The organism is Oscillochloris sp. ZM17-4, from assembly GCF_019599295.1.
Taxonomy (GTDB): Bacteria; Chloroflexota; Chloroflexia; order Chloroflexales; family Chloroflexaceae; genus Oscillochloris.
This window is the reverse complement of sequence record NZ_JAIEWN010000049.1, coordinates 14,467-31,102: the sequence shown is the minus strand read 5'-3', so window position 1 is coordinate 31,102 and position 16,636 is coordinate 14,467. Positions and strand designations below refer to the sequence as shown.

10 protein-coding genes are annotated in these 16,636 nt (G+C 67.3%); 5 read left to right on the top strand and 5 right to left on the bottom strand.

The window, feature by feature from the left end; genetic code table 11:
- Positions 1-239: 239 nt before the first annotated feature.
- Both K2Z83_RS23740 and K2Z83_RS23735 read right to left on the bottom strand, forming a co-directional pair.
- Positions 240-1,091, bottom strand: coding sequence for a BtpA/SgcQ family protein (locus tag K2Z83_RS23740; protein ID WP_220597659.1), 852 nt, complete (start codon positions 1,089-1,091; stop codon positions 240-242).
- A gap of 51 nt (positions 1,092-1,142) precedes the next feature.
- On the bottom strand, positions 1,143-2,108 hold the full coding sequence (locus tag K2Z83_RS23735) for a carbohydrate kinase family protein (RefSeq protein WP_220597658.1): 966 nt from the start codon (positions 2,106-2,108) through the stop codon (positions 1,143-1,145).
- Positions 2,109-2,286: 178 nt separating this feature from the next.
- Here K2Z83_RS23735 and K2Z83_RS23730 point away from each other — a divergent pair, with 178 nt between their 5' ends.
- The 5 genes from K2Z83_RS23730 to K2Z83_RS23710 all read left to right on the top strand — a co-directional run bounded on the left by K2Z83_RS23730 (position 2,287) and on the right by K2Z83_RS23710 (position 12,180).
- The gene (locus K2Z83_RS23730) at positions 2,287-4,725 is read left to right on the top strand and encodes a response regulator (RefSeq protein WP_220597657.1); all 2,439 of its coding nucleotides are present in this window, start codon (positions 2,287-2,289) and stop codon (positions 4,723-4,725) included.
- A gap of 159 nt (positions 4,726-4,884) precedes the next feature.
- Positions 4,885-5,796 (top strand): initiation factor 2B, encoded by a 912-nt coding sequence (locus tag K2Z83_RS23725; protein WP_220597656.1) that lies wholly within the window; start codon positions 4,885-4,887, stop codon positions 5,794-5,796.
- A 214-nt stretch (positions 5,797-6,010) separates the two neighbouring features.
- The gene (locus tag K2Z83_RS23720; protein ID WP_220597655.1) at positions 6,011-10,864 is read left to right on the top strand and encodes a CheR family methyltransferase; all 4,854 of its coding nucleotides are present in this window, start codon (positions 6,011-6,013) and stop codon (positions 10,862-10,864) included.
- A gap of 100 nt (positions 10,865-10,964) precedes the next feature.
- Positions 10,965-11,960, top strand: a complete 996-nt coding sequence (locus K2Z83_RS23715) for an HD-GYP domain-containing protein (protein ID WP_220597654.1) — start codon at positions 10,965-10,967, stop codon at positions 11,958-11,960.
- 31 nt (positions 11,961-11,991) lie between these two features.
- Positions 11,992-12,180, top strand: coding sequence for a hypothetical protein (locus tag K2Z83_RS23710; protein ID WP_220597653.1), 189 nt, complete (start codon positions 11,992-11,994; stop codon positions 12,178-12,180).
- A gap of 89 nt (positions 12,181-12,269) precedes the next feature.
- On the opposite strand, the gene K2Z83_RS23705 is transcribed toward K2Z83_RS23710, so the two are convergent.
- From K2Z83_RS23705 to K2Z83_RS23695, 3 genes are all read right to left on the bottom strand, one after another.
- A complete protein-coding gene (locus K2Z83_RS23705; RefSeq protein WP_220597652.1) occupies positions 12,270-13,097 on the bottom strand; it encodes an endonuclease in 828 nt (275 codons plus the stop codon).
- Between the two features lie 3 nt (positions 13,098-13,100).
- Positions 13,101-14,489 carry a DNA cytosine methyltransferase gene (locus K2Z83_RS23700; protein ID WP_220597651.1) on the bottom strand — a complete coding sequence of 463 codons (1,389 nt, stop codon included), beginning with the start codon at positions 14,487-14,489 and terminating at the stop codon, positions 13,101-13,103.
- A gap of 157 nt (positions 14,490-14,646) precedes the next feature.
- The coding region (locus tag K2Z83_RS23695; RefSeq protein WP_220597650.1) for a VC_2705 family sodium/solute symporter at positions 14,647-16,636 on the bottom strand (1,990 nt) is incomplete at its 5' end.

The following is a 16,636-nucleotide window of genomic DNA, read 5'->3' as shown; positions in this document are numbered from 1 at the left end:
ACCTTAGACCCAGTGCAGTGTGCGGGTGAGGAGGGGGGGGAGGTGAGGTATATGTCCTGTCCGCACGCACATCATAGCATCCCCAGATATCAAGCTCAATGGCGCATGGGTATGGTTCCCCAGACACCGTAGGTACTAGGCCCATCACACCAGGAAGTACCACAGAGCCGACATCTTTGTCGGCGGCACAATAATCTTCCAATCTTTCGCGCATCAGCGCGCGCTCGTGTCCGCTGCCACTATCGTCCGGCGGCGGCGGACACGAAGCGGCGCACCCGCTCGACATCGACCGGGTTGGCGATCTCGCCGCCCTCCTTAATGCTGCTCCCGACAATGACCCCGTCGGCAACCTCCATAAAGGCGGCGATATTCCCCACATCCGTCCCGCTGCCAAGCAGGATCGGCGTGTCGCCGGCGAGGCTGCGGGCGGATCGCACCTTCGCCAGATCCGGGGCGTCGCCCGTCATGCGCCCCGAGATAATCATCGCATCGGCGCCAAAGAAGTTTGTCCACTCCATGTGGGTGGCCAGATCGATGCCGGGGAAGCGTACCGAGTGCTTCTTATCGACATCGGCGAAGATTTTAATATGCTCGGCGTGCAGCTCCTTGCGCCGGCGCAGGAGATCGGCGGCGCAGCCCTCGTCCCAGCTGCCAGCGTCCCACACGCCCGCGCCGGTGAACATGCAGACCCGTATGAAGCTGGCCCCGGCGGCGATGGCGATGCCGAGCAGGGCCACCCCGCCGTTGTGTACCAGGTTGATGCCGAGCGGCAGCTGGGGGACGGCCTGGCGCACCGCGTGGGCGACCACCGCCTGGGCGGCGATGCTCTCGGGCTGGATGTGCGGCCCGGCCCGGAAGGGGATGTCCCACATATTCTCGACGATCAGGCCGTGGCAGCCGCCCTCGGCCAGGGCGTAGGCGTCGGCCACGGCGCGCTCGATGATCGTGTCCATCCCGTAGCCGCTGTAGCCGGGGGCGCCCGGCAGCGGCCAGCAGTGGACCATGCCGATCACCGGCTTCGGCGTGGCGAAGACCGCGCCCAGGTCGCTAATGCGGAGCGAGTCGAGGTGAGATTTCCAGAGGGGGGGCATATCTATTCTCCTGTCTCAGCGCGTTTATGCGTATAGTGATCGATCGTGGGGTCAGGCCTTGATGAGGTAGTGGATCTCGGGGTCGAGGCGGCCGAGGATATTCGGGCGCGTCGGGATGGCGTCGGCCGCCCCGTGGCGGGTCGCGGTCAGCGCGCCCATCATATTGCCAAGGGCGGCGCAGTCGGACAGATCGCCGCCGTTGAGCAGCGCCCAGGCAAAGCCTGCGGTAAAAGCATCGCCGCATCCGTTCGTGTCTACAACTGATACCGCAGGGGGGAGGACATCGATCCGCGTCCGCTCATAGGCGACGCTACAGCCCTGGGCCCCGCGCTTGATCGCCACCGCCTGTAGCCCGGCCCCAATCAGGGCGCTGCTCGCCTGCTGGATGCTCTGCCCCGGCAGCAGCGCGCGTAGCTCATCCTCATTGAGCGTGAGCAGCCAGAGCTTCGGGATCAGCCCGGCGATGATCCGTCGCGCCGAGCGGATCGCCGGCAGGCAAAGGTCGAGGGCGCAGGGGATGCCCGCCGCTACGGCGAGGTCAATGGCGCGGAGCGCCGCCGCCCGCTGCGAGTCATCGAGCAGGGCGTGGCCGCCGATGATCAGCAGCCCGCAGCCCGCCAGCGTGGATCGGCTGATGGCGGCCGGGTCGCAGCGGACATTGGCGCCGCGGAAGCTCAGAAAGCTGCGCTGCCCGCCCGGGCTAACCATGACGCCGCACAGCCCGGTAGAGACCTCCGGGTCGGTCTGGAGCGATGAGAGATCGACCCCGGCGCGCTGGGCGACGCGGAGGGCGACAGCGGCGGCCGGGTCGCCGCCGACGCGCCCGATCAGGTGGGCGCGGGCGCCAAGGTTTGCTAGGGCGACGGCGATGTTCAGCCCGCTGCCGCCGCTCCCCCAGTGGAGCGCGGTGGCCTGGGTGTCATCCCCCTCACGGGGGAAGCTCGACAGGGCGAAGCTCAGATCGACGTTAATATCACCGAGTACGGCGACGGCTTGTGGTTGGTGTTCATCCTGCATCGTCCTATACTATATCCTGCCACGGCTGCTCGCAAGCCCAGACTCTTGCCACCGCTATCGTAACAGGGTACAATTCGATACTATGCTCAGTGCCCGTCGGAGCGTGGCCGGGTGAGGTGGGAATATCCGACGGGTTGCTATCCATTGTGTGGCTACGGTCAGGAACAGCGCACGCCTTATGGAAGAGATCCTGATTATTGACGATAGCGAGCAGATCTGCGGGCTTCTCGCCGATTATGTCCTGCCCGAGCTGGGCTATAGCCCGCTCGTTGCCAATACGGGCCGCCAAGGGCTTCAGTGTATCCGTGATCGCCTGCCTGATCTGATCCTGCTCGACCTCCAGCTCCCCGATATCTCTGGGCTCGATCTGCTGCGCCTGCTGGCGCAGGATGGCTACGATGTGCCGGTGATCCTGATGACGGCCCACGGCTCGGAGAACATCGCCGTCGAGGCCTTCCGCCTCGGCGCGCGCAACTATCTGATCAAGCCATTCTCCGACACCGAGGCCCGCGCGGTGATCGACCAGGCCCTGCGCGAGCGGCGCCTGCGCCGTGAGAAGGACCGCCTCACCGCCTCGCTCCAGCAGCGCGTCCAGGAGCTCACCGTCCTCTCGCGGATCGGCAAGTCGGTGACGGGGCTGATGGACCAGGAGCAGCTGCTCGAGCGGATCGTCGAGGCCGGGGTCTACATCACCCACGCCGAGGAGGGCTTCCTGCTGCTGCGCGACAACCAGCACGATGAGCTCTACCTGCGGGCGGCCAAGAACCTCGGCGAGCAGCGCGCCCAGAGCCTGCGCATGCCGATCAACGACACCCTCGCCGGGCAGGTGGTGCGCACGGGGAAGCCGGTTCGCACCGATAAGACCCGCACCGGCATGGCGCTGAAGGTGAAGACCGGATTCCTCGTGCGGGCGATCCTGCAGGTGCCGCTGATCGTTGGCGACCAGGTCGTCGGCGTGCTGGCCGTCGATAATCAGCAGTCCGACCGCTCGTTCACCGAGAATGACCAGTACCTGCTGGCGACGCTGGCCGACTACGCGGCGATCGCGATCGAGAACGCCCGGCTCTACGAGCAGGTGAAGCTGAGCGAGCGGCGCTATAAGGATCTGTTCGCCAACGCCTACGATATGATCTTTATGCTGGACCGCGAGCTGCGGATCACGAGCATTAATAAGGTTGGCGCGCAGATCACGGGCTACCCGGTGCAGGATCTGATCGGCCAGCCTCTCTGGACGATCTGCGCCGCTGACTCCTGGGCTGCGGCGCAGGCGCATCTGCGCGGCCTGCTCGATGGTCAGACGGTGCCGCCCTTCGAGCTGGAGCTGGCACACCACAACCAGGATCCGATCTACCTGGAGGTGAGCGCCCACGTGATGCAGAACGGCGGCGGCAAGCCGTCCGGCCTGCACTGTATCGCGCGGAACCTGACCGACCGCCGCCGCCTGGAGCAGCAGCTCATCCAGTCGGAGAAGCTCTCGGCGATCGGCCAGCTGGTGGCCGGCGTGGCCCACGAGCTGAACAACCCGCTCACCAGCGTCAGCGGCTACGCACAGCTCACCCTGCGCGATAAGAGTCTCTCCGATGATACCCGCCAGGATGTCGAGCAGATCCACGCCCAGGCCGAGCGGGCGGCAAAGATCGTGCAGAACCTGCTGATCTTCGCCCGCGAGCATACGCCCGAGCGCTCGAAGGTGGCGATCAACGAGGTGCTGCGCAGCGCCCTGGCCCTCCAGGCATACCAGCTGCGCGTCGATAATATTGCGGTCGACCTCGCCCTCGCCCCCGATCTGGTGGCGACGGTGGCCGACCCGCACCAGCTCCAGCAGGTCTTCCTCAATCTGATCACGAACGCCCGCCACGCGATGGTCGATCGCGGCGGGCGCGGAACGCTCACGCTGCGCACGAAGGTGCTGCCGCCCCGCGCTGATGATGCGGGCGGCGAGTCGAAGATCCAGATCGAGGTGGGCGACACGGGCGTCGGCATCCCCGAGCGCAACCTGCGTAAGATCTTTAACCCGTTCTTCACGACAAAGCCTGTCGGCCAGGGCACCGGGCTCGGCCTCTCGATCTGCTTCGGCATTGTCAAGGAGCACGAGGGGCTGATCTGGGCCGAGAGCCTGGTGGGCGTTGGCACGCGGGTGATGATCACGCTGCCGGTGCGCCAGCTCCCCGAGGAGCTGGCTGAGACGACACCCCCCCCGCCCCCGGCGATCACTGAGCCCGAGCCATCGCTCAACGTCCTCGTCGTCGACGATGAGGAGCCGGTGATCCGGCTGATCTCGCGCCTGCTGCAGGACTTGGGCCACCGCTCGACGCTGGCGCAGAGCGCCGAGGAGGCGCTGCGCATCCTCGACCACGAGTCGTTTGATGTGATCCTCACCGATGTCCGTATGCCCAGCATGAGCGGCTTCGAGCTGCTTTCCGCCGTGCGCGCCAGCAACCCCGACCTCGCAGAGCGTGTGATCTTTATCACCGGCGATACCCTCAGCCCAACCACCCGTGAGCAGCTTGAGCAGAGCGGGAATATCTACCTGCCCAAGCCCTTCTCGATCAGCCAGCTTGAGTCAGCGTTCCAGCTGCTGCTCAAGCGGCGCTCGATTGGCTCCAGTGATCGGTGAGCGGATCTGTGGTATGCTCTGGCAGGCTTGTGTCGCGCTGCCTCTTCTCTTCTCTACCATAGCCCACCGCGGCGCACGCCTCGCCCACATAGCTGTGGGCCGGAGCATGTCTGACACACCTCGCTACTACGACACATGCTAGTATGACAGGAATATACTGTGGACGGATATATTGCACAGGCGATCACTGCGATCACTGAGGACGGGGTCTCGGGCGCGGTTGAGATAGCTGAGAAGAGCGCCGATCTGTTCATCTGGCAGGCGAGCGCGGATACGAGCGGCGATCTGGTGCATCTGCGCAAGGATCTGCTCGATGTGGGCTGGACGATGATCCGCGCCCACCCGACGATGGCTCCCCTGGTGAACCTTGTCAACGCCCTGCTGTGGAAGATCGAGTCCGCGCGGGACTTCGCCCATGGCCAGCAGGTGATCGAGGCGTCCGCAAACGAGTTTAAGCGGCGGCTCCACGTTCACGAGGCGGCGATCGCCGAGACGGCCCTGCGCCTGATCTCCGATGACGCGCAGATCGTCACCAATGGCCGCAGCACGACGGTGCGCGCGGTGCTGCGCCACGCCCAGCGGGCGGGCCGGCGCTTCCGAGTGATCTGCGCCGAGGGGCGGCCCGCCTGCGAGGGGCGGATTATGGCCAGCGAGCTGGCCGCCAGCGGAATCACCACGACGCTGGTGGTCGATGCCCTGGCGGTGGTGCTGGCGGGCCAGTCGCAGCTGGTCCTGGTGGGGGCCGACCACCTCAGCGCCCACGGGCTGATGAACAAGGTCGGCACTTATGGGATGGTGCTCTCGGCGAACGCCGCCGACGTGCCGGCCTATGCGCTCTGTAGCTCCGAGAAGTTCCTCCCGCCGGAGTATCATCCGCCCCAGCAGGCCCGCTGGCCGGCCGAGCAGGTCTGGCCCGAGGTGCCGGAGAACATCCAGGTGGCGAACGTCTACTTTGACACGACGCCGCTGAGCGCCCTGGCGGGGATCGTCACCGAGCAGGGGGTGCAGCCGACGGTCGGGATCGAGGCCTGGCTCGCCGCCATCCAGCTCAACCCGGCGCTGCGCCTGTAGGGGTTCTGCCCAGGTTTTATAGCCAATACTTCTCGAGTAAGGAATCTGCCTCCGCGCAGCCCTCACCCCCCAGCTCCCTCTCCCAGAGCGGGAGAGGGGCAGGGGGTGAGGGGGCAAGGCCGACGCGCGATCAGCGTATTCGTAAAGTATTGGCTTTATAGCTCGTAGGGGCGGCTCGCGATGCACCCCTCCGCGCTTCGGGGATGCCTAGTCTATGTCGAGCGATGCGCACGCGAGCTTCACTTCCGCCTCGCTGCCCGCCGATGGCCCGCTGTACGTCGCCGGCGTCGGCGTCGCGCCCGATGCTCTCGATCCGCTCCGCCAGTTCCTCGCGGCGGCGGGCGATCTGACGGGCGTGGCCTTTGTGGTTGTGCCATGCGGCCCGACGCCTGCCGCGCCCTCCCCGCTCGACCTGCTGAGCCTCCAGAGCGCGCTGCCGACCCGCCCTGCCGGTGACGGCACCCCCCTCGCCGCCGGCGTCGTCTACATGGCCCACGCCGGCGCGCGGGTTGATCTCGTGGGCGAACTGGTGGTGCTCAGGGACGACGGCGATGAGCGCGCGGTGGAGCGGCCGTTCGACACGCTGCTCAGGTCGATCACCGAGCACTGCGCCGAGCGCTCGGTCGCCGTGCTGCTCGCCGATGGCGGCGAGGATGGGGCTGCAGGACTGCGGGCTGTCTCCGCCGCCGGGGGGCTGGCGCTCGCCCATGCGCCCGAGGATGCCGAGTCCGGGTGGGCCGGCCAGGTCGCCGACATCACCCTGGCCCCAGATGAGCTGCCGGCCGCGCTCCAGCGGGCGCTTGGGGGCGGTTCGTCGCCTGTGCCCCCCGATGCTGATCGGGCTGGCCTCGACACCATCTTCCGCGCCCTGCGCGGCCGCTGGGGCATCGACTTCTCTAGCTATAAGCCGACGACCATCGGCCGGGGCATCCATCGGCGCGTCGCCGCCTGGGGCTCCCGCAGCGTGGGCGAGTACGCCGCCCATGCCGCGGGCGATGTCGAGGAGATCGACCGGCTCTACCGCGACCTGCTCATCCGGGTGACGGAGTTCTTTCGCACGCCCGAGGCCTTCCGCGCGCTTGAGGAGCGGGTTATCCCCGAGCTGTTTCGCGGCCGGCAGGATGAGATCCGGGCCTGGGTGGCCGGCTGCTCCACCGGCGAGGAGGTCTACTCGCTGGCCATGCTGCTGCACGAGCAGGCCGCCGCGCACGGCTTCGTCGGAAAGATCACCATCTTCGCCACCGATGTCCACCGGCCCTCGCTCAGCGCCGCATCGCAGGGCGTCTATGCGGCGGATCGCCTGGCGACGATGACTCCGGAGCGCCGGCTCAGCTACTTCCAGGCGCTGGCCGATGGCACCTACAAAGTTGCCGCCACACTGCGCAGGATGATCGTCTTCGCGCCGCAGGATCTGATCAGCGACCCGCCCTTCACCCGGATCGACCTGGTCTGCTGCCGGAATCTGCTGATCTACCTGCGCCCGCCGCTCCAGGAGAAGGCGCTCTCCTCGCTGCACTTCGCGCTGCGCAGCGGCGGGTTCCTCTTCCTGGGGCTCAGCGAGGGGCTGGGCGGCCTGGCCGGCGAGTTTACGGCGGTGGACTCGCGCCTGAAGATCTTCCGCAAGTCCCGCGATATGAAGCTGCCGCTCGCCATGATGCCCCGCGACCCCGCGCTGGCGATGGTGGAGCAGTCCATCTCGCCGATGATCCCCCGCCCGCAGGCCGGGATTGATCGCCAGCTGCTCTACGACTATGATCGGCTGCTAGAGCGCTATATGCCCGCCGGGGTGCTGCTCGATGATCAGCGCCGGCCGCTGCACTACTTCGGCGGGGTGGCGCGCTACTTGCAGCCGCTCGCCGGCCGCGCCGAGAGCAGCTTTCTCCAGATGCTCAGCCCGGCGCTGAGCCTGGCGATCAGCGGCGGCATCCAGCGCGCCGCCGTGTCGGATCAGCCGATCATGATACGCGGCCTGCGCGTGGCCACCCCCGACGGCGCGCGCGCGGTCGATGTCACCGTGGAGCGGCTGGGCGGCGCGCGCGCGCAGCTGGCCCATACGATCATCACATTCGTCGAGATCGACATGCGGCCCGTGGGCGCGGAGCCGCCGGAGGTGGCTGACCAGGGGGGGGCGCCGGAGCAGCGACGGATTGAGGATCTTGAGCAGGAGCTGAGCTACACCCGCGAGGATCTCCACGCGACGATCGAGGAGCTGCAGACGAGCAACGAGGAGCTGCAGACGAGCAACGAGGAGCTGCTGGCGGCCAACGAGGAGCTCCAGTCGGTGAACGAGGGGCTCCAGTCGCTCAACGAGGAGCTCCAGTCGCTCAACGCCGAGTTTGAGCTGAAGAATAGCGAGCTGCGCGACCTGAACCGCGACTACGACGACCTCATCCGCAGCACGCGGGTGGCGATCCTCTCGCTCGATCGCGATCTGCGGATCATGCGCTATAGCCCCTCGATCGAGACCTTCTTCGACCTGCGGGATTTCGACCTGGGCCGGCCGATCACGAGCATCGCCTACAAGCTGGGGGCGGCGGAGCCCCTGATCGGCGATCTGTGGGAGGTGATGGCCGGCGGCGGCCAGATCGAGCGCGAGGTGCGGGCTCCCGACGGGCGCTGGTTCCAGCAGCGGATGCACCCTATCCTCAATGAGCGGCGGGATCTTCAGGGCGTGGTGCTGATGTACATCGACATCAGCGAGCTGAAGCAGGCCCAGGAGCTGGCCCTGCTCGGCGCGCAGCGCCTGCGCGGGGCGATCGAGAGCAGCCTCGACGCCTTCTACCTGCTCGAAAGCGTGCGGGACAGGGGCGGCGCGATCGTCGACCTTCGGTTTGTCGAGGCTAACCCGGTGGGCGCCGCGCGTCTGGCCACCACCCGCGACACGCTGCTGGGCCGGCGGATGTCTGAGGTGATCCCCGACCCCGCCCTCGCCGCCGAGATCGTCGCCGACTACGGCCAGATCGCCGAGAGCGGCGAGTCGGTCTCCCGCGAGATCCTCAGCGGACTGGGCGAGGGGCAGCGCTGGCTGCGCCAGCAGGTGGTGAAGGTGGGCGACGGCGTGGCCGTCACCAGCGCGGACATCAGCGACCGCAAGCAATACGAGGCCGAGATCGCGGCCCAGCGCCTGCGGCTGGACCTGGCCCTCGACGGCGGCGAGCTGGGCACCTGGGATGTGGACCTGCGGCGCGGCGAGCTGCATAGCGATGCGCGGACCCTAGCGATCTTCGGCTTCGCCCAGAACGAGGTCGAGGATAGCCGGGCCTTCTGGCGCGACCGCATCCACCCCGACGATATTGTGCGCACCGATGCGGCCCGGGACGCCCACCTGCGCGGCGAGACGCCCGCCTTCGAGGGTGAGATGCGGGTTTGCCACCGCGACGGCTCGTGGCGCTGGGTGCTCTCGCGGGGGCGGGTGGTGGAGCGCGACGACTCCGGCGCGCCCGTGCGCATGTCCGGCACCTACATGGACATCACCGAGCGGGTTGAGGCCGAGGCGCAGCTGCGCGAGAGCGAGCGGCGCTTCCACACGCTGAGCGAGAGCTCGCCCGCCGGCATCTTCCGCGCCGATGTGGCCGGGGATTGCACCTATGCGAACCCGCGCTGGTGCGAGATTGTCGGGATCTCAGTCGAGGAGGCCCTGGGCACGGGCTGGTCGCGCCAGCTGCACCCCGAAGACGCCGGGCGCGTGGCAGCCGCGTGGGCTGATGCGGTGGCCGCAGGCGCCGAGTTCCAGATGGAGCTGCGCTTCCTGCGGCCCGACGGCGTAGTGCGCTGGGTATTCTCACAGGCCGCGCCCGAGATCGACGAGGGCGGCCATGTGACGGGCTACGTCGGCATGGTGATCGACATCAGCAGGCGGCTCGCCGCCGAGGAGCAGCTGCGCCAGCAGTCGGCCCAGCTGGCGGCCGCCAACGAAGATCTGGCCAGGGCGGCCCGGCTCAAGGATCAGTTCCTGGCCAACATGAGCCACGAGCTGCGCACCCCGCTCACCGGCGTGATCGGCTTCAGCGAGGCGCTCGACCAGGGGATCTATGGCGACCTGACGGATCCGCAGCGGCGGGCGGTGCGCCAGATCTTCGACAGCGGACAGCACCTGCTCAGCCTGATCAACGACATCCTCGACCTGGCGCGGATCGGGGCGGGGCAGGTCGACCTGAAGCTCGGCCCAGTACTCGTCGAGGATGTCTGCGCGGAGGCGATCGACCTGATCCGGCCCATGCTGGTGGCGAAGGCCCAGCGCTTCAGCTACGCGCGCCCGCCGGCGGGCCTGGCCGTCGAGGCCGATGTGCTGCGGCTGCGCCAGATTCTGATCAACCTGCTCTCGAACGCGGTCAAGTTTACACCCGAGGGCGGCGAGCTCGGGCTCGATGTCACGCCCGACCTGGCCGCCGGCGCGGTGCGCTTTGTGGTGTGGGATCACGGGATCGGGATCGCGCCGGCGCAGCAGCCGCTGCTGTTCCAGCCCTTTATGCAGCTCGACAGCCGGCTGGCCCGCGAGCAGGCGGGCACCGGCCTGGGGCTGGCCCTCGTCCGCCAGCTGACGACACTGCACGGCGGCGAGATTGAGCTGCGCAGCGCCCCCGGCGAGGGCAGCGCCTTCACCCTCGTGCTGCCCCAGCGGACGCGCGCGGCCCTCGCTGAGACCTCGACACAGTGGGCGGCCGCGCGGCGGCCGGCGGGCCAGCCCCAGGCCGGGCATCCGCTCATCCTGCTGGCCGAGGATGACCCCGCGGTGGCCACGCTGATCGGCGACTACCTGCGCGCGCAGGGGTGCGATCTGATCCACGTGGGCTCTGGCGATGAGGTGCTGCCCAGGATGCGCGACCTGCGCCCGCAGCTGGCCCTGATCGACATCCAGCTCCCCGGGCTCAATGGCCTGGAGATCATCGCCCAGCTGCGCGCCGACGCGGACTCTGCCCTGGCCCGCACGCCGGTCATCGCCGTGACCGCCCTGGCCATGGTCGGGGATCGCGAGCGCTGCCTGGCCGCCGGAGCCGACGACTACATGAGCAAGCCGATCCGACTCGATGATCTGGGCGCGATGGTCGCCCGCATGCTCTTACGGTAAAGAGCTCTTTTCTGGATGTCACGCGCTGATATAGGTATACTCTGATGATACTATGTGGCAGCTCATATGTGTACTCCTGCATTGTAGTTAAGGGAACCCTATGACCGGCGCATCGATCCTGGTCGCTGACGACGAGCCTGTGGCCCGCGAGCTGATCACGAACTACCTGGCCCGCGATGGCCACGAGCTGCATATGGCGACGAACGGGATCGAGTGCCTGCGGGTAGCCCGCGAGATACTCCCCGACCTGATCCTGCTCGATGTGATGATGCCGCGGATGGATGGGCTGGAGACATGCCGGCAGCTGCGGGCCGACCCGCTGCTGGCCGAGGTGCCGGTGGTGATTATCTCGACCCTCGATGACCGCACCTCGCGGCTGAACGGGATCGCCGCCGGCGCCGATGACTTTCTGACCAAGCCGATCGACTCGCTGGAGCTGCGGGTGCGCGTCAGCTCGATCGTGCGCCTGAACCGTTACCGCAAGCTCCACGAGAGCCGGCGCGAGCTGGAGACCGCCTACACCGCGCTGAAGAGCGCCTACGACACCACGATCGTCGGCTGGTCGCGCGCCCTGGACCTGCGCGATCAGGAGACCGAGGGCCACAGCCAGCGGGTGACGGAGATGACGGTGCGCACGGCGCAGGCGCTGGGCCTCGCCGAGGCCGACATCGTCCACGTGCGGCGCGGCGCCCTCCTGCACGACGTGGGCAAGCTGGGCATCCCCGACTCGATCCTGCTCAAGCCAGGCCCGCTCACCGATGAGGAGTGGGCGATTATGCGCATGCACCCGGGCTACGCCTACGAGTGGCTCATGCCGATCGAGTACCTGCGGCCGGCCCTGGACATCCCCTACTGCCACCACGAGAAGTGGGACGGCAGCGGCTACCCGCGCGGGCTCGCGGGCACCGCCATCCCGCTGGCGGCGCGCATATTCGCCTTCGCCGATGTGTGGGACGCCATGCGCTCCGACCGGCCCTACCGCGCGGGCTGGCCCGTCGATAGGGTGAGGTCGCATATCGCCGGGCTATCCGGCAGCCACTTCGACCCCGACCTGACGCCGATCTTTCTGGCGCTGCACGCGGACGACCAGGACTAGGCGCGGCCCAGGCTGTGGTATGATACAACCTATGAGCACACCGATGATCGAGCCGCAGATCGCCGACGAGGAGCTGGTCGTCCCGCCCCTGCCGGGCTGGTTTGTGCCTGCGGCCCTGGCCATGACGGTGGTCCTCGGCCTCGTGATCTGGTACCTCTGGGTCGCCACCGACCCGGCTGCGGCGATGGCCGGCCCGAGCTGGCTCTTCCTCTGCCACTAGATCACTGAGGCGCTGAGGCGCTGAGGTGTGCGCGTGAAGATCTGCGAGAGGGTGAAACCCTCTCGCTTTTTGCTGCCGCGATATGTATGTTATCTACCAGATGTTGCCCGCGAGAGCTGCAAGTACTTCTGTAGCTCATCCGGTGTGATCTCGCCGGGGAGCACCAGCCGGTAGTGCTGCTCGCTGACGAGCTTAATCTGATCATCGATCTCGATAAAATCAAACATCGCGATATGGTTCTCGGCCACAAACTGCGCGGCGATAGGGCGGCAGGCCAACCCCTTAAACTTCTGCTTACACATCGCGACATCGTGCTCGATCTGGACGATGCTCTGTGAGTCTCGCCCGCCCTTGGCCTGCACAGGGATCACATAGTGTACGCCTCGGCTGTCAAGCGCGACATAGACCTCATCGGTCTCGACTTGGCCGATGCCCTTTACCGTGGTGCGCAGGTGGTTCTGGAGTGAGTAGCAGGCGAGGCCGGTGAAGATGTCGATCAGGCGGTTGTAGCGCAGCTTCGCCAGCAGGGCCTGCTCGTCCGAGAACGCATAGCGGGCGATCATCCCAGGGGTCGCATCGGGTATCTTGATCGCCAGCTTTTGTGGGTTGGGGACGATATCAAACGCTGGCGTGATCAAGACCAGCTTGTAGCGGGAAGGCCCTCCGCTGCGGATGATCCACTGCTGCCCAGGCGGCGCCTTCTGCGTGATCTCTTCAGGCAAGGGCTGGCGAAAGCGGAAGTAGTAGATCAGATCGCCGAGGTTTTTGGGCGGCTCAACGCCTTCAGCTTGCGCCGCCGGTGTGATCTCATTGCGCTGGAAGTGAACTTCAACCGCCCCCTCGACGTAATGCTTCCTGAAGAGGTGCAGGATTATTTTGTTATATCGATCTGCGTTCTGATTATCCTGAGGCGGCATATACTATGACGCCTCCTTCTTCACGCGCCGCGTCCGGGGCTGCGGGATGGCCTGCTTCGACACGCCGAAGAGCCGGGTGGCCTCGGCCATGTCGACATACAGCAGCGACGGGTCGCCGAGCGAGATCGGCTGCGGCGGCTTCACCGGCCAGACGCGCAGCACCTTGCGGATCTCTGTGGCGATGGCGCGGCCGAGCAGCGGCGGGACAGCGTTGCCGATCTGGCGGAAGCCGTGCCACTTGGTGTGGTGGAGCCGGAACCAGTCGGGGAAGGAGTGCAGCCGGGCGGCCTCGCGCACTGAGATCACGCGGGGCAGCAGCGGGTGGATGGGCCGCGGCGAGGTGTAGGCTCCGCGCTCGCTGCCGGTGCCGGCGCGCAGGGTGTTCGCGAGCCCTCCGGCGTCGAGCCGGTAGAAGCGGCTGATCGGCTCGGTGCTGCCAGGGGCAGTGTCGGCGAACCGCGCGATCGAGAGCGCGGTATGGACCGTGCGCAGCGAGTTTGTCAGGCGCCCGCGATCCCAGCGCCGGGGCGAGGCATAGTCATCCACGTCGGCCTCGCTGTTCCGCAGCACGCGCGCGTAGCGGCTGGCGGCGGACTCCTGCGCCGCGAGGATCGCCGCCGGCAGCGCGATCTCGTCGCTCGATAGCAACTCGTCGAAGGCGTCGAGATCCGGGATGTCGCCGATGGCCTCCCAGACCGTCGGCCCGATCGGGGTGCCGTCGGTGAGCGCCTCGCTCCTGATCATGCTGGCCGATGCCGCTGCCGTTCGCTTCGGGACGGGGCAGACCCGCGCGGCGGGGTGGATGGGGAGCGGCTGACCTTCGCGCGCGCCGAGCAGGAAGAGCCGCCGGCGATCCTGCGGCACGCCGAACTGGGCGGCGTTCAGGATGCGCGGCGGGACAACCTGGTAGCCCTCCTCCTGGAACTCGCGGATCAGCTGCTGGAGGATGCCCGAGTGGCCGCCGGCGTTCATACCGGGGACATTCTCCATGACAAAGTACTTCGGGCGCAGGTCGCGGATGACGCGGAAGAAGTGGAAGACGAGCTGGTTGCGCGTGTCGTCGATCAGGCGCTTGCCCATGGTGGAGAAGCCCTGGCAGGGCGGGCCGCCGAAGATCACATCGATATCGACCATCGCGCCGGCGCTGGTGCGCCCGGCGATATGCGGGCTCTCCATCACCGCGCTGGCGATCTGCGCAGATGGCATCGCGCTCAGGTCGGCGCAGATCACACGAGTGTGCGGCGCGTTGTAGGCGTGTACCGCCGCGTGGACCGGGTCGTACTCCACGGCGACGGCGATATCGAATCCGGCCTGCTCGAAGCCGAGCGAGAAGCCGCCGATCCCGGCGAACAGATCGACGGCGATCGGCCGCCGGTAGCATTCCTGTGTCATTGGGGTGTCCGTGCGTCTATGTTCGTCTCGCTCCCGTGTACTATACACGGTATCGAACAAATGTACAAGTCTTTGCTCAGCACTCAGCACTCAGCACTCAGCACTCAGCACTCAGCACTCAGCACTCAACATTCAACATTCAACATTCAACATTACATCACACCCCCGGCTGGCGCAGCGAGTCGACGAGGGACTGCATCTCGGCGCTGGGCTGGGCCGGGTCGAGCTTGCTGATGAACCAGACCACCAGGAAGTTGACGGGGACGCCGAAGATGCCGGCGGCGCTGTGGCTGATCCCGAGGATGGCCCGGTCGGGGAAGGTGTAGCTGATCACCATGTAGGCGGCGGTGACGGCCAGGCCGCCGATCATGCCGGCGGCGGCGCCGCGGCTGGTGGCGCCCTTCCAGAAGATGCCCAGCACCAGCACGGGGAAGAAGCATGCCGCCGCCAGCGAGAAGGCCCAGGCCACCATCTGCACGATGATCGCCAGGCGCTGGATGGCGGTCAGGGCGGCCAGGATGGCCGCCGTGAGCACCATGATCCGGCTGAGCAGCATCTGCTCGCGCTGGGTGGCCTTGGGGTTGAGCGTGCGGTGGAGGATGTCGTGGGCCGCCGCCGAGGCGATCACCATGAGCAGGCCGTCGGCGGTGGAGAGGGCCGCCGCCATGCCGCCGGCGGCCACCAGGGCCACCACGGTGCCCGGCAGGCCGGCGATCTCGGGCGTGGCCAGCACCACGAGGTCCTGGTCGATCTGGAGCTCGCGGAACTGGAGCCGCCCGTCGCCATTGCCGCCCTGCTCGGGCGCGTCGGCGATGGACAGCAGGCCGGTGGCGGCCCAGTTCTCGGCCCACTGCGGCAGCTCGGCGATCGGCTTGTTGACCACATCCTGGAGGATCTCTAGGCGCGAGAAGGCCGCGTAGGCCGGCGCGGTCAGGTAGAGCACACAGATCCAGGCCAGAGCCCAGCTCACGCTGCTGCGGGCCTCGCCCACGTCCGGCACCGTGTAGAAGCGCACCAGGATATGCGGCATGCCCGCGGTGCCCAGCATCAGGCAGAGCGTCAGGGCCACAAAGTTCCAGGGCGTCCAGTCGTTGAAGGGCTGGCTGTAGCTCTGGATGCCCTGGGCCGCCTCCAGGACCTCGATCTGGTGCATGGCCTGGCCATACATCAGCTGGGGCAGCGGCACCCCGGTGATCTTCAGCGAGATCCAGGTGACCGGCACGAGGTAGGCGATCACCAGGATGATCCCCTGCACGCCCTGGGTCCATGTGATCGCCTGCATGCCGCCGAGGAAGGAGCAGAGCAGCACCGCCGAGAGGCCGACGATCACGCCGAGCATATAGTTCACCCCCAGGAAGCGGCTCATAATGATGCCGACCCCGGTCACCTGGGCGGTGACGTAGGTGAAGCTGATGATGATGCTGATCACGGCCGAGATCACGCGGGTGGCGGCGCCGGGGTAGCGCGCGCCGATGAAGTCGGGGATGGTGAACTGGCCGAACTTCCTGAGATACGGGGCGAGCAGCAGCACCAGCAGCACGTAGCCGCCCGTCCAGCCGGTGATATAGGCCAGCCCCTCGTAGCCGAGCAGGTAGAGCGCGCCGGCCATGCTGATGAACGAGGCGGCGCTCATCCAGTCCGAGCCGGTGGCCAGGCCGTTGAGCATGCCGGGCACGCGCCGGCCGGCGACGTAGTACTCATCGAGCTGGGTGGTGCGCGAGCGCAGGCCGATCACGGCGTAGATCCCGATCGTGAGCAGCAGGAAGAACCAGCTGATCGCCGAGACGGGGATGTGGAAGGCCATGTCGAGCATGCCGACGGCGACGACGAGCAGCACGAACCCGGCGACAAACCCGGCGTAGGCGCCGAAGATGCGCCGGCGGCGGGCGCGCTCCTCCGGCCCGGCCGGTGTGTCCAGTCCGTACTGGCGGTCGAGCCCGCGCATGCGCCAGCCGTAGAGGAAGGTGAGCAGGATGAAGAAGATCAGCGACCCCTGGGCGCCCATGTAGTAGCCGAGGGGGAATCCGGTGAGGACGCTGATCTGGTTGAGCGGCGCGGCGAGGATGGACGGCAGGGTGAAGCTGATCAGCCAGATCAGCAGGTACGGCCCGATCAGCCGCAGGTTCGCCCGCCAGTAGCCGTCGAGC